This is a genomic window from Gilvirhabdus luticola (genome assembly GCF_040117515.1).
GTDB classification, from domain to species: Bacteria; Bacteroidota; Bacteroidia; order Flavobacteriales; family Flavobacteriaceae; genus Gilvirhabdus; species Gilvirhabdus luticola.
Window position 1 is genome coordinate 519839 of record NZ_JBEEEN010000001.1, and the last position, 22813, is coordinate 542651.

Sequence of the window (22813 nt, forward strand, 5' to 3'; positions counted from 1 at the left end):
TTATCAATTATATTTTCATTAATTTTAAAAAAGTAAATTCAAATCTTTAATTTTGCAATTCAAAACAAAAAATCATGTCTGGAACATTAAATAAGGCAATGCTAATAGGGCATTTAGGAGACGATATCAAAATGCACTATTTTGAAGGCGGAGGTTGTGTTGGACGCTTTCCTCTGGCAACAAATGAAACTTATACCAATAGGCAAACCAACGAAAGAATTACCAATACAGAATGGCATAACATAGTTGTTAGAAATAAAGCTGCAGAAATCTGTGAAAAATACTTAAGCAAAGGAGATAGAATTTATGTTGAAGGCCGAATTAAAACCAGAAAATGGCAAGATGAAAAAGGTCAAGAAAGATATTCAACAGAGATTCAATGTACAGACTTTAAATTTTTAACAACCAAAAAAGAAAGTGAAGCAAATTTTTCTAATCAACAGTCAGCTCAAAAACCAGCTAGTAGTGAAATGGTAAATGAGCCAATTGTTGAAGAGGAGGATGATTTACCTTTCTAATTGTTTAACTAACACGATAGTTCTTGGATCCTGATCCTTCGAATTTTAGAATATTATTTTTAGCCATTGATTTTTCGGTTCTTTTTGGCCTTGCATTGATGTGTTTAATGCTTTTATGTTCTGCATTAATCTCTGGAGCAGAAGTAGCTCTGTTTTCATTAAGCAGAACCAATATTGAAGAAGGTCTTGAGCACAACTCAAAACGATTTCAGATTATATCAAAACTTTTAGAACGCCCCAAGAAACTTTTGGCAACTATTTTAGTAGCCAACAACTTTATTAATATTGGCATTGTTATTTTGTTTGCTTTCATTGGTGATAATTTATTTCATAACATTACAAGCAATATAATAAGGTTTATTGTCGAGGTTGTAATCATAACGTTTCTCATTCTTTTATTTGGAGAAATACTTCCTAAAGTCTATGCCAGCAGAAACAATGTTAAGTTTTCTACATTTATGGCATACCCGTTAAAAGTTCTTGATGTTATTTTTTCGCCAATTAGCTTACCTATGCGCAGCACTACAATTGCCATTCATGATAGATTAGGGAAACAAAAATCCAATATCAGTGTCGATCAACTTTCTCAAGCTTTAGAATTGGCAAGTGAAGGAGATACAACTCAAGAAGAGCAAAAAATATTAAAGGGTATTGTATCATTCGGTAATACAGACACCAAACAAGTTATGCGTCCAAGAATAGATATTTTTGCACTGACTGTTGATCAGAAATATTCAGAAATTATTCCAGAGATTATAGAAAATGGCTATTCTCGAATTCCCGTTTATAAGGATAATATAGATCAAATAGAAGGCATTCTTTATGTAAAGGATTTATTGCCTTATGTTGACAGAAAACAGTTTGACTGGACAACACTTTTACGAGAAGCCTTTTTTGTTCCAGAAAACAAAAAGCTGGATGATCTAATGGCTGAATTTCAGGAGAAGAAAGTACATCTTGCTGTTGTGGTTGATGAGTATGGTGGAACTTCTGGTTTAATTTCGCTTGAAGACATCATTGAAGAAATTGTTGGAGATATTAGTGATGAGTTTGATGATGAAGACTTGATGTTTTCTAAACTAGATGATAAAAACTACGTTATTGAAGGTAAACTTGCTTTAAAAGACTTTTATAAAATTATTAAACTGGAAGACGATTCCATTTTTGAAAACAATAAAGGTGAGGCTGAAACTATAGCTGGTTTTGTTCTTGAAATTTCTGGAGCATTTCCAAAAGTGAATAGCAAAATAAATTTTGAGGAATACGTTTTTACCATAGAATCTTTGGACAAAAAACGCATAAAACGCATAAAAATAACGTTACCTTAATTGATGAAAAAGATACTAATTGCAATTATTACTGTTGTCTTCTTTTCTTGTGGGAACGACCCTGTCCCTAAACCTAAAGCATTTCTACGTTTAGAATACCCAGAAGCCAATTATGATAAGGCTCTAACGGATTTACCTTTTACATTTGAAAAAAATATTTTGGCAACCAAAATAAGTTCAAATCAAATAGAGAGTGACACAGAAAGTTATGGCGTTACTTTAGAATATCCTGCTTTGAAAGGCACTATTTTTTTAACATATAAGACTATAACCACTCATGAGAATTTAATAGCTTTCTTAAAAGACGCCCAAAATTTTACGCAAAAACATACGATTAAAGCTGATGAAATAATTGAGCAAATTTATGAAAATGATATACGTAAAGTTTATGGTATGTTTTATGAGGTCGGAGGAAATGCTGCGTCTCAATCACAATTCTACGTTACAGACAGTGTAAAGCATTTTTTAACTGGCTCACTATACTTTTATGCCAAACCTAATTATGATTCTATTCTTCCAGCAGCCAACTATTTGCAGAAAGACATCAAGCATATTATGGAAACTGTAGAGTGGAAGTAATTTTCTATTCCGAAAAAGCCTCAACCATTTTCATATCGCTAACCTTATAGATATCTGCAATTTTTGTCACGGTTTCTTCGATGAGTTCAGGAGATACTTTAGCTTCATCAAATTCAACTTTAGCCAATTTTTCATTAAAGTTCACGGAGGCAAATTTCACACCATCCATTTTAGCCAATTTTTTCTCAATGGTTTTAGCACATCCAATTTCGCAAGTCATTCCGTTTACAGTAAATTCTGCTTTTGCATAAGTAGCATTCGGATCTAAAACCTTCTGGCTTTCTTTTGGTGTTTCAACTTCAACAGTAACAATTTCAGGTTTTGTACTTTCTTTACAATTTACCAGAAAAAAAGTAACTAAAACAACTAATACAATATTTTGGATTTTTCTCATTTTAAATAGTATCAAATGGATTACAAAATTACAAAATATCGTGGTTTTTTGAATTAAATTTTTTCCTTAATCAAAATCAGTATCTGTAACACCTTCATTAATGATAATGTTTGAAATATTAAAATTAAATGATTGTGGGCCACTTATGTAAGTTTGATGAGGATATAAAACATCATTAACTAGTTTATAATCTCCATAATCTACTATTAGTATAATTGCTTGACTTTGGCTTTCTTCATTAGAATCAATAGGATATGAAGTAGTTTCAGTCCTTAACAAAAGACCTGTTTTAATATCGTAATATCTGTATGTATCTTTTCCGTCAATAGAAATTTTTATTTTATAAACATCATTCTCATCAATGGACACTATACTTTCTAAATTCAGATTTTCAATATGATAATAAAGTTCTGGAAAAATAGAATAGCCTGATTTTCTTTCATTTAAGTCCTTATCTGAAAAGGCTTTACGTTCACCTTGTTGTTCTGTATAACCCGTTTCTCCATTATACTTTTGCTTAAAAATAACTCCATATCCTTCAACAGACATTTCCAACGATTCCTTGTTTGGAAACATTTGTTTAATCTCTGCTGTTGGTTCAAAAGGTGCGCCTTCAATTTTAACTTGAGCATTAGTTAGAATGGTTTTTACGGTTTCAGCCTTATCTTTACCACCAATTGCACTTAAATAGTTGTCTAAAACAGTTTGAGCTGTTACACCTTCGGGTATTGGTTTAGAAAAAACTGGTTTTTCAACAGGGTTTGCGTATTGGTCAAAATACTTAATTGGTATTCCTATTTTCTCAAGATTTTCTAAAACATCACTTCCTTTTCCAACTACCACTATTCTAGCATTGTCAACTTTAAAGTGCTTATTAGCTACACGTTTTATATCTTCAACTGTTACAGCATTTATTTTTTCTAAATAGTTTTCATAAAAATCTTCAGGAAGATTATTTAGTTTAATGTTAAGAGCATATTGAGAAATGGTTTGTGGATTTTCTAAAGCCAAAACGAAAAATCCTAAGTATTCGGCTTTGGCCTCAAACAAATCTTGAGGATCCACATCCATTGTTCTAATGCGTTTTAATTCGTTAAGGATTTGCACTACAGAACTGTCTGTAACCATATTTCGTACTTTTGCACTTGCTCTAAATCGTGATACATATTTATTATCATTTATTCCTGAATAAGCACCATAAGTGTAACCATGCTTCTCTCTTAAATTCTTAAATAAATAACCATTGCCTCCACCTCCTAATATATGATTTGCAATTAATACAGCATGATAGTCAGGATCGCTCATTTTAAATTTGGTTGTATTCATGACAGATACATTTGATTGCACTGCATTGGGCATGTCAATAAAATTAATTTGAGTATTCTCTACATTAGGATTTTCAATGGGCATTTTATTGGCTTCATAGCCGGCAGTATTTTCCCATGAGCCAAAGTATTTTTTTACTTGCTTTTCAATAGTAGTTGCATCAACATCTCCAATAACAACTAAATAGGCATTTTCTGAATTAAAGCTTTTCTTGTAAAATTCTTTAATATCATCTAATGTGACATTATTTAATGATTCTTCGGTTTCAAATTCACCACCTGGATGATGAGTTCCATAAGCCAAAGCTAATGCGACACGTCTAGCTACAACATCTACAGATTTTTCTCCAGCTTTTAACCCTTCAATTTGTCTTACTCTTTCTTTATTCAGTTCTGCTTCATCAAATAAAGGATTCATTGTTGCATCAGCCAATAATTCTAACATTCGTTCTGAATATTTAGATAGACCACTTGCAAATGCTTCCGAAGCACTAAAATTTAAATTTGCTCCTAGAAAATCAATTTCTTCATTAAAGTCATCTTTAGTAATAGAGGTTGTTCCATTGCCAAGTAATGCTGCAAGAAGAATAGAAATTCCTTTCTTATCTCCTTCAACAGCAGGAATATTGTCTATTGTTAAACCGTAAGATACACGCGGTAATTTATGATTTTCTATGACCATGACCTTTAATCCATTACTTAAAGTAAACTCTACTGGCTTTTGCAGTTTAATTTTTGGAGCTGGCCCAGATTCTGGTGCTTTGGTTCTATCTAATTGTGCTTGTAAACCTATTGAAATAAGGAATACGCATACAAAGGTTAATATTTTAGTGTTCATATAAATCCTCTTTGTTTTTTATAATTATTTTGTCTCTGGTAAGTATTCTATTTCAACACGTTGATTTGGATTGAGGTATTTTTTAACCGCAGCCTGTATCTCTTCACGTGTTATAGATTGATAGATATTTATTTGATCGTTTATTAAATTAACATCACCATACAAAAGGTAATACCTGGCTAATGCGTTTGCTATGTTTTCAATACTAGAATTTGTACTAACTATTTGGTTTTCAATTTTATTTTGTAGTTTTTGATAGTCTTTTTCAGAGATTAATTCATTCTGCATTTTTATAATTTCTTCATCTATTTCGGCTAGAAGGTCATTTAACCCAACATCTCCTGAAGGTAAAGCATATAAAGCATATATACTATAATCTTTCTGATCAATATTTATTGCTCCAACTTGAAGTGCCATTTTTTTATCATCTACTATTTTTTTATACAATTTTGACGATTTACCATCACTAAGATAAGTTGAAACCATATTAAATATGTATGCATCACGTTCAGTAAACCCAGGAGTTCTATAAGCCGCTATAATTCCTGGAATTTGAATATTAGCGTCACGAGTAGTTACTTTTTTCGTTTCTAATATAGGTTCTTCTTTAGGAAAATTTCGCACAATTTTTTCTCCTTTTGGTATTGCAGAATAGTATTCATTCACCATTTTTTTAGTCTTAGGAATATCAATATCTCCTGCAATTACCAGCACCAAATTATTTGGAACATAATATTTATTAAAATAATCTTGGAACTCTTCAAGTGTGGCAGCATCAAGATGATCCATGTCTCCAATATTTTTGTACCTATAAGGATGTACTTTAAATAGATTTTCGCCTGTTACAAATAAAAATTGACCATATGGGCGATTGTCATAAGTTGATCTTTTTTCCTCTTTAACTACTTCATTTTGAGTGTCAACAGCATCTTGATTTATAATAGGATGTAATAAGCGCTCTGAATCCATCCATAACGCGAATTCTAGATTGTTTGAAGGAAAAGTTTGATAATAGTATGTTCTGTCTAATGAGGTATTAGCATTTCCTCGTCCACCTCGTGATGCTCGTATTTTTCGCCATTGGCCTTTCTCAATATTTTTCGTAGCGCCAGATGCTAAAAGATGTTCAAAAAAATGAGCAAAACCTGTACGTTCTGGATTGTTGTCTCCACCTGCGTCTTTACCTCCAACATCGGCCATAAAACCTACAGTTACTATTGGAGCATTATTGTCTTGATGTAAAATAACATGTAATCCATTGTCTAGATCGAATTCTTCAAATTCTACATTTTGAGCATTTAATACCGATCCGATAACTATTAACAAAGCCAAAGAACTTAACCTTTTTTTCATTTTTAAGTTTTTATATTAATTTGTTTCATTTGATGCAATTTAATCCATTTTGTTACGGTTTCACAAAATAATTAGTATTCAAATTATTTTAATACACAATTTTTCACGAAATTTAATAGCAAATTAAAAGCAAAAATGAAAAATTTAACACTTCCCGTACGGTTTGGTTTAGTCACTAGTGCTGTATTAGTAGCCTATTTTTTAATGCTAGCACTTTTTCATAAGCACACCAATCCAGTCTTTAGTTTTCTTAATGCTTTAATCACAGGATTTGGAATTTATGAAACCATCAAAATATATAAAATAGAGCAAGGTAAAGCTTTTACCTATACTGATGGTTTTAGAGCAGGTTTTATAACCGGTTTTATAGCTACATTAGTTTTTACGGTATTCTTCTTAATTTACATCACCGAAGTCAATAGTAATTTCATTACAGAAATGCTTCAAATAGTTCATAATGGCGGCTTCGATATTACGGTAGGTATGCTAACCTTTATAGTAGGTATTATGGGACTTGCAACTACGGTTGTTGCAACCTTTACGGTGATGCAACTTTTTAAGAACAGTACAAAATTCACCCAAAACAAATAAAACGTTTGTAGTTTAATTAATTAGCAGTATATTTGCACTCATTTTTTGAACAAATTAATTAATAAAAACGTTACGCTATGTACGCAATTGTAGAGATAGCAGGGCATCAATTTAAAGTTGAAAAAGACCAAAAAGTTTTTGTTAACCGTTTAGCAACAGAAGAAGGTAAGAAAGTTTCTTTCGATAATGTTCTTTTAATTGACGATGGTAGCAATGTAACAGTAGGCGCCCCAGCTATAGGCGGAGCTCAAGTAGGAGCAAAAGTCTTAAAACACCTTAAAGGTGATAAAGTTATAGTTTTCAAAAAGAAAAGACGTAAAGGTTATCGTGTAAAAAACGGTCACAGACAAGCCTTAACTGAAATTCAAATTGAGAGTATTGTAGCTTCAGGAGCTAAACCAGCTTCCAAAGCAGAAAAAGCTGCTCCAGAAAAAGAAACTAAAAAAGTTGAATCAAAAGCCGCTGCTCCAAAGGCAGAAGCTAAATCAGCTAAAAAAGAAGAATCAACTCAAGATTTAAGCAAATTGACTGTTGCTGAATTAAAAGAGATAGCTAAAGCAAAAGGAATTACAGGATATTCTTCATTGAAGAAAGCCGAATTAATTGCTGCTTTAAGTTAATTGTAATAAAATAAAATCGAAATAAAATGGCACATAAAAAAGGAGTCGGAAGTTCGAAAAACGGTAGAGAATCAGAATCGAAACGATTAGGCGTTAAGATTTTTGGTGGTCAAGCTGCAGTAGCAGGAAATATTATCGTGAGACAAAGAGGTACAACTCATCATCCAGGTGAAAACGTATACGCTGGAAAGGATCATACATTACATGCACAAGTTGATGGCATTGTAAAGTTTTCAAAGAAAAAAGATAACAAGTCTTATGTTTCTATAGAGCCTTTTGAAGCGTAAGAAATAAACTTTTTTTAGATATATTAAAAAACCCTTTCTGAAAATAGAAAGGGTTTTTTAATATAAGTTATAAATGAAGAGATAATTTTATAACCCCAACTCTTTTAAAAAGGCTTCATTGTTTGGTTCTCGACCTAGAAACTCTTTTACTAGTTCCAATTCATCCTTACTGCCTCCATTAGCCAATATAATGTCTCTATAACGTATGCCCGTTTCTTTGTCTAATATACCATTTTCTGCAAACACAGAAAACATATCCTGCGCATAAACTTTAGACCACATATAACCATAGTAACTAGAAGCATAATGCCTTAAATGACCAAAGGCTGCTTGAAAATTAGTACCTTCTTCAAAAGGAATTAATCTCACAGCATTGTGCACTTCTTTTAAAATATCTGTTGTTGTTTTGTCCCCAAAAGGATCATACTTGTCATGAAGCGTCATATCATACATGCCAAGAAAAACCTGACGTGTTTCAGATAATCCAGAACCTACATTTTTTGCAGCAAGCATTTTATCAAATAACTCTTTTGGTAAAACCTCTCTTGTATTATAATGTTTAGCAAAGAGTTTTAAAGCATCATAATTCCATATCCAATTTTCAAATATTTGAGATGGTGCTTCAACAAAATCACGAGAAACACTAGTTCCCGATTGAGACATTAAATCTGCTGTGCTTACCATGTGATGTAAAACATGTCCAAATTCATGAAAAAATGTGCTTACTTGACTATGTGGCATTAATGAAGGTTTACCAGGTGTTGGTTCAGGGAAGTTACAAAGTAAAGTGGCCGTAGGTATTTGATAGCCGTTTGGTGTGCTCTTTCCTTTTTTTATTCCGAAACAGGCTGCATGCTTATATTTATTATCTCGTGGAAATAAATCGAGATAGAAACGACCTTTTAGTTTACCCTCTTTGTAAACTTCAAATAATCTTACATCTTTGTGCCAAACAGAAGGGTTTTCAACTTCTTTATATTCTAAATCAAATATGGTTTGAGTAATTTTAAATAGACCATCAAGAACATCATCCAATGCAAAATATTCTTTTACCAATTCACCATCTAGTTGATACTTCTCACGCAAAAGAATATCTTTATAAAAACTTGATTCCCAACTATTAACCGATGTCGCTTCTGGAATTATTGAACGTTTTGCTTCTAAAATTTCATTATAATCTGCTTCTGCTTTTTGTTTAAGGTCATTTTTTAGATTATTTTCAAAGTTCCAAACAGCTTCTGGAGTTTTAGCCATTCTGTCTTCAAGGCGATATTCAGAATATGTAGAATAGCCCAAAAGCTCTGCCATTTCTTTTCTCTTTTTCAGTAAGTCTTGTAGTACCTGCAAGTTATCAGGAGTAGCGCGATTCTGATATTTAAAGTATAAACCTTTTCTGGCAGAATTTGAAGTACTATACTTCATAAATGGACGATAAGAAGGATAGCTTAAATCTACTTTATAAGTACCATCTTCTTGCCTTCTGGCGTCTTTAAAGTCTTCAGATAAGCCATCCATATCTTCTTCACTTACTAATAAAAAATCTTTATAACTAGCAATATTTTGAGCAAACTCGTTTCCTAGTTCAGAAATCTCGTCGTTTATGGCTTTTAATTTATCTCTATCTTCTTCTCCTAAAGCAAATCCGTTTCTTTCATAACCTTCAATAGTTTCTTTTAAAAATTTAGCTTTATAACCTTTAAGTGTTTTTGCTTCGTCACATTCTGAATATGCTTTGACGGCTTTATATAAATCTTCATTTAACGACAAATTATTACCATATTGACCCAAAATCACATTTGATTTCAATGCATTAGCTCTGATTATAGAGTCTGGATGAGCATTTGACATTAGATATATTACTGAACTAACACCGCTAAACTTATTATACAAATCATCAATTGCTAGCATAGTATTATCAAAGGTTCTTTCGGCATTATCAATAGCTAATATTTCAGCTAAATCTTCGTCTATAAGTTCTTGGATTTTTTCAGTAGCTTCGGTAACATCTTCTCCATCAATTGTAGCAAAATCAATAGTTTCATTAAAGGGGTTGAAGAAAGGATTATCTTCATTGTTTTGAGATTCCAGAGTTTGGCTTGTAATAGACATAAAAGCCAGTAAAATTAAATAGTATTTCATCATTGTTTTTGTTTGAAAAAGTTCATACAAAAAAACCCTTACACGAATGCAAGGGTTATAAGTATATTAAAATTTAATAGCGATAATATTCTGGCTTAAAAGGCCCTTCAACATTAACTCCAATGTAGTCAGCTTGATCCTGCCTTAGTTCTGTAAGTTCTACTCCAATTTTAGCTAAATGAAGTTGAGCTACTTTTTCATCTAAATGTTTAGGTAACATATAAACCTTATTTTCGTAAGCATCTCTATTAGTCCAAAGTTCTATTTGTGCTAAAGTTTGGTTAGTAAACGAATTACTCATTACAAAACTTGGATGTCCCGTAGCACAACCTAAATTCACCAAACGACCTTCGGCTAGAATAATGATATCTTTCCCGTTGATAGTATATTTGTCTACTTGAGGTTTGATTTCAACTTTTGTATGACCGTGAGTTTTGTTTAACCAAGCCATGTCAATTTCATTATCAAAATGACCAATATTACAAATAATGGTTTTGTCTTTCACAGCTTCAAAGTGCGGACTTTGAACAATGTCTTTATTACCAGTGGTGGTAATTATAATATCTGCGTTTTGAGCAACAGTTTCTAATTTTTTTACCTCAAAACCATCCATAGCTGCTTGAAGTGCACAAATAGGGTCTATTTCTGTTACTGTTACTATTGCTCCAGCACCTTTAAACGAAGCAGCAGTGCCTTTACCAACATCACCATAACCACAAACAACGACTCGTTTTCCTGCAATCATGATATCAGTGGCACGTTTTATTGCATCAACTGCACTTTCACGGCAACCATATTTGTTGTCGAATTTACTTTTGGTTACAGAATCGTTAACATTTATTGCTGGCATTGGTAGTGTTCCAGCTTTCATCCTATCATATAATCTATGAACACCTGTAGTTGTTTCTTCAGACAAACCATTAATACCAGATACTAATTCTGGATAACGGTCTAAAACCATGTTGGTCAAATCACCTCCATCGTCAAGAATTAAGTTTAATGGCTTTCGTTCTTCACCAAAAAATAAGGTTTGCTCTATGCACCAATCAAATTCCTCTTCAGTCATGCCTTTCCATGCATACACTGGAATACCAGCATCAGCAATTGCCGCAGCAGCTTGATCTTGAGTAGAAAATATATTACAAGAACTCCAAGTGACTTCTGCGCCTAAAGCCTTTAACGTTTCAATTAAAACAGCAGTTTGAATAGTCATGTGTAAGCAACCTGCAATACGTGCGCCTTTTAGAGGTTGAGAATCTTTGTATTCATCACGAAGACTCATCAATCCAGGCATTTCAGCTTCTGCCAATTCTATTTCTTTTCTTCCCCAAGCGGCAAGCGACATATCCTTTACTTTATACGGTACATAAGGAATTGTTTTTGTATTCATAGTTGTATATTTGTTTCTAAATTTTGTGACTGCAAAGTTACATAATAAGTCTGAAATATATAAATGCCGATTTATAAAACCATTGCCCATAATTCACAAACTTCTGTTAAAATATGGAAGATTACAGAGTCTTATGAAGATTTGCTGAAACCACTAGATTTAAAACCTAAAAATTTAACACGTGTTTTAGGTATGAAAAGTGAATTGCATCAACGCGGATTTTTAAGTATTAGACATTTGTTGAGAGAGTTTGGTTATACAGACCAAGATTTATTTTACGACGGAAACGGGAAACCGCATTTAAAAGATGGGAAACATATTTCTATTACTCATTCTTTTACATTTTCTGCAGTAGTTGTTAGCGAGGATTTTGTTGGAATAGATATAGAAAAGCAGCGTGATAAAATAGCCGTAATAGCACATAAATTTGTGGATTATGAATTGGACTATTTAAATAAAATAGCAGAGAATTATGTCAATGATTTAACAAAAATATGGTGTGTTAAAGAATCATTATACAAGATGTTTGCCACAAATGGATTAAGCTTTAAAGAGCATTGTTTGGTTATTCCTTTTGCTAAAAAAGAAGAATCAACAGTAGCATGGATTGATTACAAAGACAAAAAGTTTAGATATAATGCTCAATTTTTAGAATTTGAAGGATTTACATGCGCTTATACTTTGCCTTCTTAAATGAGCACGATGTATTATGACATATTAAACAGTATTTCTCAAAACAAGAAACTCTTGGCTGTTTTAATAGATCCAGACAAAATGACATTGAATAACATATCTGCCTTTATTGATACAGTAAATAAATCAAAAGTTACTCATATTTTTATTGGAGGAAGTACTGTTAACAAAAATTCAACTGAAGAATTGGTTTCAGAAATTAAGAAACACACAAAACTCCCTTTAATCTTGTTTCCAGGAGATGTTACTCAAATCACTAAAAAAGCAGATGCACTGTTGTTTTTATCTTTAATTTCAGGGCGAAATCCAGAATACTTAATAGGAAAACAAGTTGAGGCTGTTTCAAAATTGAGAGAAACAACATTAGAAGTTATATCAACTGGATATATTTTAATTGAAAATGGAAAAGAAACTTCTGTTCAAAAGGTAACAGGTACTTTACCCATGTCAAGAAATAACATTCAAGATATAATAAATACTGCAAAAGCTGGTGAACTTCTCGGCATGAAACTTATATATCTTGAAGCAGGAAGTGGTGCAAGTAAGGCAATAACATCTGAAATTATTTCTTCCGTGAAAAAGGAATTAAATATTCCTTTAATTGTTGGTGGAGGTATTCGTAGTAAGGAACAGCTAGATTTGGCTTTTGATTCTGGAGCGGATTTGGTTGTTATTGGAACTGCTTTTGAAGAAGATGAATCATTTTTTGAAGAATTAAAATGAATGATATTTTAGATTTTTTTATTGCAGCTTATAGAGGCTCTCCAACATATTTAGTATGTCTTGAAGCCATTGCCTTTGTTTTTGGAATCTTAAGTGTTTGGTACGCAAAAAAGGAAAACATTTTAGTCTATCCTACAGGAATAATCTGTACTGGAATTACAGTTTACATTTTAAATGTAAATGAATATTATGGAGATATGATGATGAACTTTTACTATACCATCATGAGTGTTTACGGTTGGTGGAATTGGTCAAGAAAAAAAGATAACAAATATGTAGTGCCGATATCCAGAACCAACACCAAAGAAAAACTCATAGGAGTATTACTTTTTGTGCTAACTATCTTTGTAACATATTTAGTTTACAAAGTTTATGATTATGATATTAAAACGGCTAATTATATAGATATTTTAACTTCAGGGATTTTCTTTACTGCGATGTGGTATATGGCGAATAAGAAATTAGAAAACTGGACGTTATGGATAATTGCTGACATTATAACAATTCCATTGTATGCTCATAGAGGATTAGGAATGTTATCTTTACAATATTTAATTTTTACAATATTAGCCATACAAGGATATATTGAATGGAAGAAAACCTTAAACAACAATCTGCAAACTGCATAAAAGTAGTTTTGTTTGGTCCTGAATCTACTGGAAAAACAACGTTGTCAAGACAATTGGCACGCCATTACAATTCGGTATGGGTTCCAGAACATGCAAGAGAATATCTTCAAGATAAATGGAACAATGAACGTAAAACTTGTGAACCCCAAGATTTATTGCCAATTGCAGTAGGGCAAATGATGTTAGAAAACAAACTGGCAAAAAAAACAGACACAGTATTAATATGTGATACAGATCTGCTTGAGACCAAAGTATATTCTGAAGCATATTATGTTGGTGCGTGTGACCCAATTCTTGAAAAATATGCATTGGAAAACAAATACGATTTATACTTTTTAACGTATATTGATACACCTTGGGAAGCTGATGATTTACGGGACAAACCAAATGAAAGATTGCGTATGTTTAAAGCTTTTGAGCAAGAATTAATTAAACAAAACAGACCTTATGTATTGTTAAAAGGGGATAAAAAAACAAGACTAAAAGAAGCTGTTAAACATATAGACAAACTTTTAAAGATAACAGAGTAAATGTTTTTAGAAAAAGACATAAAACAAATTGAAGCTAAAGGACTCACTTTAGAAAAGGTCAGTAACCAGATTGAAGTTTTTAAATCGGGAATTCCTCATGTTAATTTAGTATCTGCTGCTAGAATCAGTCAGGGAATTCTAAAATTTTCTGACGAAGAAAATAATGAGTTAATTAGTGTTTTTGAAAATGAGAAAAATAAAATATCCATTTTAAAATTTGTTCCAGCTTCAGGTGCAGCCACAAGAATGTTTAAATTTTTGTTTACGTTTTTAAACGATTACAATCCTGAACATGAAAGTATAAACTCTTATATTAATAATCAAAGCAATAAAGACCTTTATATCTTTTTTGTTGGTTTAGAAAAGTTTCCGTTTTACAAAGAAGTCATGACAAAAATTCATGAATTATACCTTAACTATAAGTCCTTAAATACTAATGTCAAGTCGCTACTCTTTGTAAAAACAATGCTAGATGAAAATTTGCTAAATTATGGAAATTCCCCTAAAGGATTATTGCCTTTTCATGAATATAAAAATAATGTGATATCTACGGCTTTTGAAGAGCATTTGTATGAATCTGCTTTATATTCCTCAACAGAATCCGATGCTAAATTACATTTCACAATTTCAGAAAAATATAAGAACAAGTTTAAGGAAGAATTTAATAGAATAGAAAACAAAGTTGCTATTAAAACAGGAACTCAATTCGACATTTCATTTTCCTATCAAAAGGAATCTACAGACACCATTGCTGTTACTCTGGATGATAAGCCTTTTAGAACTGAAGATGGCTCACTATTATTTAGACCATCAGGTCATGGAGCATTATTGGAAAATCTAAACGATCTTGAAGCCGATATCATTTTTATTAAAAATGTTGATAATGTTGTAGTCTATAAGTACAAAGATGAAGTGGCCAAATACAAGAAAGTTTTAGCTGGTATTTTAATTAAATTACAGCAGCAAATATTTAAATTTTTAGAAGCAATTGAGAATAATAAGATTGATGAAGATAAAATTATCAAGATATCTGATTTTCTATCCGACAAATTGAATGTTAAGATTTCTAACGATTTCAAAAAGTACAGAGAGAAATATCAAATTGAATATTTAAAAGAAAAGCTAAACAGACCAATAAGAGTTTGTGGTATGGTAAAAAATGAAGGGGAACCAGGTGGAGGTCCATTTTGGCTTAAAGATGAAAATGGTAACATATCATTACAGATCATTGAATCTGCCCAAATAAACACCAAGAATAAAAAACAGAAAGAGATTTTAAAAGAATCAACTCATTTTAACCCAGTGGATCTGGTTTGTGGTGTAAAAGATTATAAAGGCAACAAATTTGATCTTACAGAATTTGTAGATTTTAACGCTGCGTTTATAACTAAAAAAACACAATCAGGTGTAGAGATTAAAGCACTAGAACTTCCAGGGTTGTGGAATGGCAGCATGGCCAATTGGAATACCATTTTTGTTGAAGTGCCTCTTATTACTTTCAATCCGGTAAAAACAGTCAACGACTTATTGAAAGCACCTCATCAAATCAAAGACTAATGTTGGATGAAAATGCTTTAATTAGTGAATTATCGTTTAAGGCTATTAGAAGTTCCGGTGCTGGTGGTCAGCATGTAAATAAGGTGTCTTCAAAGGTTGAATTATCTTTTAATTTAAATGATGCCCTGTTTTTAGATGACGAACAAAAGAAATTACTTCATAAGAATTTAAAGAATAAACTTTCAAAAGAAGGCTTGCTTGTACTTCAATGTGATGAAAGCAGAAGTCAGCACAAGAATAAAACCATTGTTATAAATCGTTTTTTAGATGTAATAAAAGAAGGACTGATTGTTCCTAAAAAGAGAAAGAAGACAAAAGTTCCAAAGTCAGTTAAAAAAAAACGATTGGAAGACAAAAAGAAAATATCTGAAAAGAAGATCAATAGGAAATCTCCCAAAGTAGATTAAATTTCTTTTATTATTCATTGTTAATTGTACATTGTTAGCTACATTTGTATCGTTCTCAAAAGGGGTGCCTAATAGTGGCTGAGATCATACCCATTGAACCTAGAACAGGTAATGCTGTTTAGGAAATTAAAACACGATTTTGTGTTATTGTGTCATGTTGAGCTTGTCGAAATATCTCACAAATAAATCAATATTAACTAAAGAATAATTACCTCTTTTTATTCGATTAAATTTATTTTTTCGAATGAAATTTTTATTCAAATTTTTGCTATTCCTGCGTGCTATCTTGAGCTTTTTTAAAGATAACCAGAAATCTATTTTAATTCTATTGGTACTTTTTATCTTCTCATTTGTTGAGGCACAGGAAAAACAACAGGATTCAATCATTGTTGAAAAATTAGACGAAGTTCTCGTAAAAGCAATTCGTGTAGACGCTACTTCACCAATTACACATTCTAACATAGATAAAGAGAAAATTGAAAATAGAAACCTTGGACAAGATATCCCTGTACTACTAAATTATTTACCATCTGTAGTTACCACAAGTGATGCTGGTGCAGGAGTTGGTTATACTGGTATTAGAGTTAGAGGCGTTAACGCACAATCTACCAATATTACCATCAACGGAATCCCATACAACGATGCAGAGTCTTTAGGAACCTATTGGGTTAATCTAGGAGATTTTGCTTCTTCGGTAGAGAGTATGCAATTGCAAAGAGGTGTTGGTACATCAACCAACGGTTCAGGTGCGTTTGGAGCAAGTATTAATGTGCTAACAGACGCTATTTCAGAAAATGTAAATGCAGAAATCTCAAATTCATTCGGAAGTTATAATACTTGGAAACACACTCTAAAATTTAGTACAGGATTGCTCAACGAGCATTTTGAAATTGCCGGGCGTTTGTCAAAAATAAAATCAGATGGTTATATAGATAGAGCCTCTTCAGATTTAAAATCTTATTTTTTACAAGGGTCTTATGTTAATGATAATACCTTAATAAAAGCTATCACATTTGGCGGAAAAGAAGTTACATATCAAGCATGGAATGGTATTGATGCAGAAACTTTAAAAACCAACAGAACTTTCAATTCAGCTGGTATGTATACAGATAATCAAGGAAATATTCAATTTTATGATAATGAAGTAGATAATTACAATCAAGACCATTATCAATTGCATTGGAATCAACGTTACAATAACAATTGGTCAACAAACATTGGGTTAAATTATACCTATGGTCGTGGTTATTTTGAACAATACAAAGAAGATGAAGATTTTGCAGATTATAATTTAGAAGAAATAATTCTTGGAGCCGAAACCATCAATACTACAGATTTAATTAGACGCAGATGGTTAGATAATGTCTTCTATGTTTTTAATGCAAACACCAATTTTAAAAATGATGCTTTAAACATAACATTTGGAACATCATACAGTACTTATGTTGGCGACCATTTTGGCGAAATCATTTGGGCAGAATATGCAAGCAATAGTGAAGTAAGAGACCACTATTATGATGGAAACGGAAAGAAAAAAGATTTCAGTATATTCTCAAAAGCTACTTTTAAAATCAATGATAAGGTAAGTTTATATGGTGATTTGCAGTATAGAAATGTAGATTATAAAACTACTGGTGAAACATCAGATAGAATTCCTTTTAATGTTAACGAAAACTACAACTTCTTTAATCCCAAAGCTGGAATAACATATAAATTGAACAACAATAGCAATCTGTACTTTTCTTATGCAAGAGCTAACAGAGAACCAAACAGAGATGATTTTGAAAACAACGAAACAGTCAAGCCAGAACAACTCAATGATTTTGAATTAGGCTTTAGACATCTTTCAGAAAAATTCAGATTCAATGTTAATGCATATTATATGTTGTATAACGAACAACTAGTGCTAACAGGTCAAATTGATAATGTTGGCAATCCTATTAGAACAAATAGTGGTGAAAGTTATAGATTAGGGTTAGAAGTCGAGGCCACAATCGCACTCTCAAATAAATTTTCAGTTCAACCTAATTTTACTATAAGTTCCAATAAGAATAAGAAAACTGTTACATCGCTTGATGGAAATTTGGTAAATCTAGGCAAAACAAACATTTCATTTTCGCCAGAAATTGTGGCTGCCAATGCATTAGTATTTAAACCAAATGAAAACTTTCAAGCTTCATTTTTAAGTAAATATGTTGGAGAACAATATATGGGAAACACAGATTCTGAAGTTTCTAAATTAAAAACTTATTTTGTGAATGACCTTAATGTTACTTATAAAATACAAACGAACTCAATCTTTAAATCAATAGTTTTTTCTGGATTGATTAATAATATTTTTGGAGAAAAATATGCATCTAATGGGTACTATTTCACCTATGATGATACATGGTCAGATCCTAATCAAATCACAACCATAGAAGGTGCTGGATATTATCCACAGGCCAGTACAAATTTTCTGTTAGGAGCTACTTTAAAATTTTAATTAGAAATAAAAAGTGTATTACCACTTTGTTCAACACGATAGGCTTTTAAACCACAGCGTAAGGCAGAGTTATTTAAAGGCTGACCAGTAAACAAGCTGTATTGGTTTTGGTCATCACAACTGCAAGTGCCTTCAAGTCCAGATATGACTAAAGTTGAACATGTAGAAAGTACATGATTTGGGTCTGCAGCATCAAATGCTACAAATCCTGTGCCTGTATTTGTAACTATAATACCTCGAACACCTTCATCAGGAATAGGTACTGGATTACTTGGGAAGTTAAGCTGATTGTATTGAGGAAGATTTAATTCTATAGTACGATTCACACCAATATTAGGCAGGAAATTACAGTTGTTATTGGCATCATCACTATTACTACAAGATGTTAAAAAGAAGTAAGCAATTGTAATTAAAAAAATCTTTTTCATATCATTTTTTATAAGGTGCAATTTACAATAAAAAGTGCTTTCATATAAATATTTTGTATATTTGCATTACAATCTCGTGTTAGCGGGATTTTTTTATTCCGAACGCTTGTACTGAGTTTGTCTAAGTGAATTTCGGATTCTTTATTTAACTAAACGATGACGTTATGAGTAAAGTATCATATTACACAGCAGAAGGATTAAAAAAGTTAAGAGAAGAACTTAACCAGTTAAGAGATATAGAACGCCCTAAAGCATCTCAAGCCATTGCAGAGGCTAGAGATAAAGGAGACTTAAGCGAAAATGCAGAATACGATGCAGCAAAAGAAGCCCAAGGCATGTTAGAAATGAAAATTTCTAAATTGGAAGAAGTTTTGTCTAATGCAAGATTAATTGACGAATCTCAATTAGATAAGTCTAAAGTATTGGTGCTTTCTAAAGTTAAGATAAAGAACCAAACCAATGGAATGGAAATGAATTATACTTTAGTGGCAGATGGTGAAGCAGATTTAGCTTCTGGCAAAATATCTGTAAATTCACCCATTGGAAAAGGTTTACTTGGTAAGTCTGTTGGAGAAATTGCCGAAGTACAAGTACCAAATGGCGTTTTAAAATTTGAAATTTTAGAGATTTCTAGATAACCAATGGCTTCAATCTTTACAAGAATAGTAAATGGCGAAATTCCTTGCTACAAAGTAGCAGAGACAGATAATTTTTTAGCGTTTTTGGATGTAAACCCTAATGCTAAAGGACATACGCTCTGTATTCCAAAAAAGGAAATAGACAAAATCTTCGATTTAGACGAGATCACTTATAATGGTTTAATGAGTTTTTCAAGAAAAGTAGCAGTAGCCATTGAAAAAGCAATCCCTTGTAAAAGAGTTGGTATATCTGTTATTGGTCTTGAAGTGCCTCATACACATGTACATTTAATTCCCTTAAACTCCATGGAAGATGCTCGTTTTATCTCGAAGGTAAAAATGACTCCTGAAGAGTTTGAAGCTACTGCCCAAGCTATTCAAAATGAGCTTTAAATAGACATAACAGATAATACTATTACAGTAATAATGACTAGACTTATTATTGCAATAACAACCCAAGCTATTTTCTTTAGTTTTACTGAAGATGATTTGGGTTCAAATGCCTTTAGATGGTATTCAAAAACGCGCTCTATATCTTTTTTCCAACGTACAGGATAGATGGTAGTGTTGCATGTTTTACAAGTCATTTCATGACTTACTTCATTAGAAATAGATTTGTAAAAACGTGTTTCAATAAATTTCTGTTTGAATGTTAAATGCAGACCACTGTTGTTATAACATTCAGGACAGTTATTGTTCAGTTGTACTTCTTTTATGGTAATCCAATTTTCCGACATGGGATCGTTAAGATACTAATTTTAAAGAAATTTGAATAGTTGTCCCTTTTTTTACTTCAGAATGAAGCACTTTAATTTTACCGTTATGAAAGTCTTCAATGATACGTTTGGCAAGTGATAAACCCAAACCCCAACCTCTTTTTTTACTAGTATATCCAGGGTCAAAAATGGTATTAAACTTGTTTTTTTGAATCCCTTTTCCCGTATCAGCAACATTAATTTTTATATCAGAATTTGAAGGTATGATTTCAATCGTAATTTTACCCTTGCCCTTCATGGCATCAATAGCATTTTTCACCAAGTTTTCAATGGTCCAGCTATATAATTGAGAGTTTAAATTCACATAAATAGGATTCTCCGGAGATGTAATTTTAAATTCTATAAGTTTAGATGAACGGGATTTTAAATAATCTACCGAATCCAGTGTTTCAGCAACAATATCTGCTTTTTGTAATTTTGGAATAGAGCCAATTTTGCTAAATCTTTCAGTAATAGTTTGTAATCTATTGATATCTTTTTCAATTTCGGTAATATATTCAGGATTAATTTTTTCGCTCTTCAAAATTTCTGTCCATCCTACCAGTGAAGATAAAGGTGTTCCTATTTGATGTGCGGTTTCTTTTGCCATACCAGACCATAACTTGTTTTCGGTTGCATTTTTGGAACTTCTATAAAATAAATAAACAACTGTACCAAATAATAATATGATTAACAATAATGCTAAAGGATAATACTTTAGTTTATTAAGTAGTGGAGAATTGCCATAATATAAGGTCGCTAATACATCATCTTGAAAACGCATCTCAATAGGGTTGTTTTCATTAGAAAACTTAACAATCAATTTATTTATATATGCTGTGTCATTTGTCTTTTCAGTGTTAATATTATTGACCTGTATTTCTCCGTTTTGGTCTACCAAAATCATAGGTGTAGTGGTGTTGCTTCTAATAACTTGTAATGGTAATTCCCCAATATCACCTTCTAAATTGGATGCATTTAGTATATCCGTTTGTGCAAAAGACCAATTTTTCATTTTCAATCTTTCTTCTGCTTTAAAATTTTGAAAAAACACATAGGTGTTCCAGAGTATTAAAGAAACAATTGCAAATGATGCAACAACAATAAACCACCTGAAAAAGTTTCTATGCTTTGTAAAAATCATGAACACTAATTTATGTATGTAATATAATGTAAATCTGTTAATAATATTGTATTACAAGGTTTCAAATAGTTTTTAGTTCATTACTAGAATAATTACATTTGCCTAAATTATAAGCTTCATGATTTCAATAGATCCTAAAGATATATCTACTGCAAAATTGCATAGCTATTTGTTGAGCTCTGTGGCACCAAGACCGATAGCTTTTGCGAGTACCATTGATGGTCAAGGCAGACCAAATTTGTCTCCATTTAGCTTTTTTAATGTCTTCAGTGCTAATCCTCCAATTATGATCTTTTCACCTGCGCGTCGTGTGCGTGATAATTCGACCAAGCATACATTAGAAAATGTTCTTGAAACAAAAGAGGTCGTTATAAATGTCGTAAATTACGACTTGGTTCAACAAGCTTCACTTTCCAGTACAGAATATCCTGAAGGCATAAACGAGTTTGAAAAAGCAGGATTAAGTATGTTAAAATCTGATATTGTGAAACCATTTCGTGTTGCAGAATCTCCAGTCCAATTTGAATGTAAAGTGAATGACATTATCAAATTAGGTAATGAAGGTGGTGCTGGAAATTTAATTATTTGTGAAGTACTAAAATTACATATTTCAAAAGAAGTTTTAGAAGAAGATGAAACGATAAACCAAGTTAAGTTGGATTTGGTAGCCAGATCAGGCGGTAGCTTTTATACCAGAGCAAAGAAAGGTTTTTTTGAAATTCCCAAACCTATTTCAACGCTTGGAATTGGAGTTGATAACATGCCCGAAAAAGTAAGGAACAGCTACACACTTTCAGGAAATGATCTAGGGATGCTTGGTAACGTAGAAGCTTTACCAACTCAAAATGAAATAGATTTGTTTATAAAAGATGTTTCAGAGAATCATCCCAATATTAAAGAGTTGTCTATTAAAGAAAAACATAAATTAGCAAAAAACTATTTAAGTTTTGGAGATGTAAGTAGTGCATGGAAAATATTATTATCATAAACAGTAAATTAGATTAAATGGAAATACAAGGAAAAATTAAGGTTATCGGTGAAACCCAAGCGTTTGGCGCCAATGGATTTAGAAAAAGAGAAGTAGTTATCACTACAGAAGAGCAGTACCCACAACATATTATGGTGGAGTTTGTACAAGATAAAACCGATTTGTTAGACAGCTACCAAGTTGGGCAACAAGTAAAAATAAACATAAACTTAAGGGGGCGTGAATGGGTGAATCCTCAAGGAGAAACAAAATATTTCAATTCTATTCAAGGATGGAGAATAGAAAGTTTACAAAAGGATTCTACTAGTACAGATATGCCTCCTATTCCACCAGCTGATGCATTTGAGCCAGCAGGCGATTTGAACGAAGAAGACCACGACGATCTACCATTTTAACATACCAAAATGGTATCTTGAGCTTATCAAAGCAGCTATTATAATAAACCTTAATGATTTAATATGTCATTAAGGTTTA

General features: G+C 32.0%; 25 protein-coding genes. 17 read left to right on the forward strand and 8 right to left on the reverse strand.

The genetic code is table 11. The features are described from left to right. Positions 1-74: 74 nt before the first annotated feature. The 3 genes from AAFP94_RS02385 to gldD are packed head-to-tail and all read left to right on the forward strand — an operon-like array spanning position 75 to position 2425. Positions 75-518 carry a single-stranded DNA-binding protein gene (locus AAFP94_RS02385; RefSeq protein ID WP_316660733.1) on the forward strand — a complete coding sequence of 148 codons (444 nt, stop codon included), beginning with the start codon at positions 75-77 and terminating at the stop codon, positions 516-518. Positions 519-541: 23 nt separating this feature from the next. Further along, a complete protein-coding gene (locus tag AAFP94_RS02390) occupies positions 542-1846 on the forward strand; it encodes a gliding motility-associated protein GldE (RefSeq protein ID WP_316660731.1) in 1305 nt (434 codons plus the stop codon). A gap of 3 nt (positions 1847-1849) precedes the next feature. Beyond that, positions 1850-2425, forward strand: coding sequence for a gliding motility lipoprotein GldD (gldD, locus tag AAFP94_RS02395; RefSeq protein WP_316660730.1), 576 nt, complete (start codon positions 1850-1852; stop codon positions 2423-2425). 4 nt (positions 2426-2429) lie between these two features. Here the strand turns inward: gldD and AAFP94_RS02400 are convergent, their stop codons facing one another. The 3 genes from AAFP94_RS02400 to AAFP94_RS02410 form a co-directional block, all read right to left on the reverse strand. Then, positions 2430-2819, reverse strand: coding sequence for a heavy-metal-associated domain-containing protein (locus tag AAFP94_RS02400; RefSeq protein ID WP_316660729.1), 390 nt, complete (start codon positions 2817-2819; stop codon positions 2430-2432). A 66-nt stretch (positions 2820-2885) separates the two neighbouring features. After that, the gene (locus AAFP94_RS02405) at positions 2886-4982 is read right to left on the reverse strand and encodes a M16 family metallopeptidase (RefSeq protein ID WP_316660728.1); all 2097 of its coding nucleotides are present in this window, start codon (positions 4980-4982) and stop codon (positions 2886-2888) included. A gap of 24 nt (positions 4983-5006) precedes the next feature. Beyond that, the gene (locus tag AAFP94_RS02410; RefSeq protein ID WP_316660727.1) at positions 5007-6335 is read right to left on the reverse strand and encodes a M16 family metallopeptidase; all 1329 of its coding nucleotides are present in this window, start codon (positions 6333-6335) and stop codon (positions 5007-5009) included. 135 nt (positions 6336-6470) lie between these two features. Between AAFP94_RS02410 and AAFP94_RS02415 the strand changes: the two genes are divergently transcribed. From AAFP94_RS02415 to rpmA, 3 genes are all read left to right on the forward strand, one after another. Further along, a complete protein-coding gene (locus AAFP94_RS02415) occupies positions 6471-6926 on the forward strand; it encodes a DUF4199 domain-containing protein (RefSeq protein ID WP_316660725.1) in 456 nt (151 codons plus the stop codon). Between the two features lie 77 nt (positions 6927-7003). Beyond that, entirely contained in the window at positions 7004-7546 is a 543-nt protein-coding gene (rplU, locus tag AAFP94_RS02420; protein ID WP_316660723.1) for a 50S ribosomal protein L21, read from the forward strand. Positions 7547-7572: 26 nt separating this feature from the next. Next, a complete protein-coding gene (rpmA, locus tag AAFP94_RS02425) occupies positions 7573-7833 on the forward strand; it encodes a 50S ribosomal protein L27 (RefSeq protein WP_316660721.1) in 261 nt (86 codons plus the stop codon). An 87-nt stretch (positions 7834-7920) separates the two neighbouring features. Here the strand turns inward: rpmA and AAFP94_RS02430 are convergent, their stop codons facing one another. Both AAFP94_RS02430 and ahcY read right to left on the reverse strand, forming a co-directional pair. Continuing rightward, entirely contained in the window at positions 7921-9972 is a 2052-nt protein-coding gene (locus tag AAFP94_RS02430) for a M3 family metallopeptidase (protein ID WP_316660720.1), read from the reverse strand. 73 nt (positions 9973-10045) lie between these two features. Then, the gene (ahcY, locus tag AAFP94_RS02435; RefSeq protein ID WP_316660719.1) at positions 10046-11362 is read right to left on the reverse strand and encodes an adenosylhomocysteinase; all 1317 of its coding nucleotides are present in this window, start codon (positions 11360-11362) and stop codon (positions 10046-10048) included. Between the two features lie 63 nt (positions 11363-11425). On the opposite strand from ahcY, the gene AAFP94_RS02440 reads away from it, so the two are divergent. From AAFP94_RS02440 to AAFP94_RS02470, 7 genes are all read left to right on the forward strand, one after another. After that, positions 11426-12055 (forward strand): 4'-phosphopantetheinyl transferase family protein, encoded by a 630-nt coding sequence (locus tag AAFP94_RS02440; RefSeq protein WP_316660718.1) that lies wholly within the window; start codon positions 11426-11428, stop codon positions 12053-12055. After that, positions 12056-12778, forward strand: a complete 723-nt coding sequence (locus AAFP94_RS02445) for a phosphoglycerol geranylgeranyltransferase (RefSeq protein ID WP_316660717.1) — start codon at positions 12056-12058, stop codon at positions 12776-12778. It begins immediately after the preceding gene. After that, positions 12775-13407 carry a nicotinamide riboside transporter PnuC gene (pnuC, locus tag AAFP94_RS02450; protein WP_316660715.1) on the forward strand — a complete coding sequence of 211 codons (633 nt, stop codon included), beginning with the start codon at positions 12775-12777 and terminating at the stop codon, positions 13405-13407. The genes AAFP94_RS02445 and pnuC overlap by 4 nt, the downstream gene beginning before the upstream one ends. Further along, positions 13368-13937, forward strand: a complete 570-nt coding sequence (locus tag AAFP94_RS02455) for an ATP-binding protein (protein WP_316660713.1) — start codon at positions 13368-13370, stop codon at positions 13935-13937. Before pnuC ends, AAFP94_RS02455 begins: the two co-directional genes overlap by 40 nt. Further along, positions 13938-15494 (forward strand): DUF4301 family protein, encoded by a 1557-nt coding sequence (locus AAFP94_RS02460; RefSeq protein WP_316660712.1) that lies wholly within the window; start codon positions 13938-13940, stop codon positions 15492-15494. Next, on the forward strand, positions 15494-15901 hold the full coding sequence (gene arfB / locus AAFP94_RS02465) for an alternative ribosome rescue aminoacyl-tRNA hydrolase ArfB (protein WP_316660711.1): 408 nt from the start codon (positions 15494-15496) through the stop codon (positions 15899-15901). Before AAFP94_RS02460 ends, arfB begins: the two co-directional genes overlap by 1 nt. Before the next feature lie 244 nt (positions 15902-16145). Then, positions 16146-18386: a TonB-dependent receptor gene (locus tag AAFP94_RS02470; protein WP_316660710.1), complete on the forward strand. Its 2241-nt coding sequence runs from the start codon at positions 16146-16148 to the stop codon at positions 18384-18386. On the opposite strand, the gene AAFP94_RS02475 is transcribed toward AAFP94_RS02470, so the two are convergent. Then, on the reverse strand, positions 18383-18814 hold the full coding sequence (locus AAFP94_RS02475) for a Rieske (2Fe-2S) protein (RefSeq protein ID WP_316660709.1): 432 nt from the start codon (positions 18812-18814) through the stop codon (positions 18383-18385). The two genes, AAFP94_RS02470 and AAFP94_RS02475, sit on opposite strands and share 4 nt — an antisense overlap. 164 nt (positions 18815-18978) lie before the next feature. Here AAFP94_RS02475 and greA point away from each other — a divergent pair, with 164 nt between their 5' ends. Then, positions 18979-19452 (forward strand): transcription elongation factor GreA, encoded by a 474-nt coding sequence (gene greA / locus AAFP94_RS02480; protein ID WP_316660707.1) that lies wholly within the window; start codon positions 18979-18981, stop codon positions 19450-19452. A 3-nt stretch (positions 19453-19455) separates the two neighbouring features. Further along, complete coding sequence (locus AAFP94_RS02485; protein ID WP_316660705.1) at positions 19456-19845, forward strand: HIT family protein; 390 nt, start codon at positions 19456-19458, stop codon at positions 19843-19845. Here AAFP94_RS02485 and AAFP94_RS02490 read toward each other — a convergent pair. Beyond that, positions 19842-20189: a hypothetical protein gene (locus tag AAFP94_RS02490; protein ID WP_316660703.1), complete on the reverse strand. Its 348-nt coding sequence runs from the start codon at positions 20187-20189 to the stop codon at positions 19842-19844. The genes AAFP94_RS02485 and AAFP94_RS02490 overlap by 4 nt on opposite strands. 7 nt (positions 20190-20196) lie before the next feature. Then, a complete protein-coding gene (locus AAFP94_RS02495) occupies positions 20197-21351 on the reverse strand; it encodes a sensor histidine kinase (RefSeq protein WP_316660702.1) in 1155 nt (384 codons plus the stop codon). Between the two features lie 118 nt (positions 21352-21469). Here AAFP94_RS02495 and AAFP94_RS02500 point away from each other — a divergent pair, with 118 nt between their 5' ends. Beyond that, positions 21470-22339, forward strand: a complete 870-nt coding sequence (locus AAFP94_RS02500) for a flavin reductase family protein (RefSeq protein WP_316660701.1) — start codon at positions 21470-21472, stop codon at positions 22337-22339. 17 nt (positions 22340-22356) lie between these two features. After that, the gene (locus AAFP94_RS02505) at positions 22357-22734 is read left to right on the forward strand and encodes a DUF3127 domain-containing protein (protein ID WP_316660700.1); all 378 of its coding nucleotides are present in this window, start codon (positions 22357-22359) and stop codon (positions 22732-22734) included. Positions 22735-22813 lie beyond the last annotated feature (79 nt).

Excerpts from the sequence above, each read along its gene's own strand:
- ahcY (WP_316660719.1), bottom strand. The coding sequence starts at position 11,362 with ATGAATACAAAAACAATTCCTTATGTACCGTATAAAGTAAAGGATATG.
- AAFP94_RS02405 (WP_316660728.1), bottom strand. The coding sequence starts at position 4,982 with ATGAACACTAAAATATTAACCTTTGTATGCGTATTCCTTATTTCAATA.
- AAFP94_RS02400 (WP_316660729.1), bottom strand. The coding sequence starts at position 2,819 with ATGAGAAAAATCCAAAATATTGTATTAGTTGTTTTAGTTACTTTTTTT.
- gldD (WP_316660730.1), top strand. The coding sequence starts at position 1,850 with ATGAAAAAGATACTAATTGCAATTATTACTGTTGTCTTCTTTTCTTGT.
- pnuC (WP_316660715.1), top strand. The coding sequence starts at position 12,775 with ATGAATGATATTTTAGATTTTTTTATTGCAGCTTATAGAGGCTCTCCA.
- AAFP94_RS02490 (WP_316660703.1), bottom strand. The coding sequence starts at position 20,189 with ATGTCGGAAAATTGGATTACCATAAAAGAAGTACAACTGAACAATAAC.
- AAFP94_RS02485 (WP_316660705.1), top strand. The coding sequence starts at position 19,456 with ATGGCTTCAATCTTTACAAGAATAGTAAATGGCGAAATTCCTTGCTAC.
- rplU (WP_316660723.1), top strand. The coding sequence starts at position 7,004 with ATGTACGCAATTGTAGAGATAGCAGGGCATCAATTTAAAGTTGAAAAA.
- AAFP94_RS02505 (WP_316660700.1), top strand. The coding sequence starts at position 22,357 with ATGGAAATACAAGGAAAAATTAAGGTTATCGGTGAAACCCAAGCGTTT.
- AAFP94_RS02470 (WP_316660710.1), top strand. The coding sequence starts at position 16,146 with ATGAAATTTTTATTCAAATTTTTGCTATTCCTGCGTGCTATCTTGAGC.
- arfB (WP_316660711.1), top strand. The coding sequence starts at position 15,494 with ATGTTGGATGAAAATGCTTTAATTAGTGAATTATCGTTTAAGGCTATT.
- AAFP94_RS02455 (WP_316660713.1), top strand. The coding sequence starts at position 13,368 with ATGGAAGAAAACCTTAAACAACAATCTGCAAACTGCATAAAAGTAGTT.
- greA (WP_316660707.1), top strand. The coding sequence starts at position 18,979 with ATGAGTAAAGTATCATATTACACAGCAGAAGGATTAAAAAAGTTAAGA.
- rpmA (WP_316660721.1), top strand. The coding sequence starts at position 7,573 with ATGGCACATAAAAAAGGAGTCGGAAGTTCGAAAAACGGTAGAGAATCA.
- AAFP94_RS02495 (WP_316660702.1), bottom strand. The coding sequence starts at position 21,351 with ATGATTTTTACAAAGCATAGAAACTTTTTCAGGTGGTTTATTGTTGTT.
- AAFP94_RS02410 (WP_316660727.1), bottom strand. The coding sequence starts at position 6,335 with ATGAAAAAAAGGTTAAGTTCTTTGGCTTTGTTAATAGTTATCGGATCG.
- AAFP94_RS02440 (WP_316660718.1), top strand. The coding sequence starts at position 11,426 with ATGCCGATTTATAAAACCATTGCCCATAATTCACAAACTTCTGTTAAA.
- AAFP94_RS02445 (WP_316660717.1), top strand. The coding sequence starts at position 12,056 with ATGAGCACGATGTATTATGACATATTAAACAGTATTTCTCAAAACAAG.
- AAFP94_RS02430 (WP_316660720.1), bottom strand. The coding sequence starts at position 9,972 with ATGAAATACTATTTAATTTTACTGGCTTTTATGTCTATTACAAGCCAA.
- AAFP94_RS02415 (WP_316660725.1), top strand. The coding sequence starts at position 6,471 with ATGAAAAATTTAACACTTCCCGTACGGTTTGGTTTAGTCACTAGTGCT.
- AAFP94_RS02500 (WP_316660701.1), top strand. The coding sequence starts at position 21,470 with ATGATTTCAATAGATCCTAAAGATATATCTACTGCAAAATTGCATAGC.
- AAFP94_RS02385 (WP_316660733.1), top strand. The coding sequence starts at position 75 with ATGTCTGGAACATTAAATAAGGCAATGCTAATAGGGCATTTAGGAGAC.
- AAFP94_RS02475 (WP_316660709.1), bottom strand. The coding sequence starts at position 18,814 with ATGAAAAAGATTTTTTTAATTACAATTGCTTACTTCTTTTTAACATCT.
- AAFP94_RS02460 (WP_316660712.1), top strand. The coding sequence starts at position 13,938 with ATGTTTTTAGAAAAAGACATAAAACAAATTGAAGCTAAAGGACTCACT.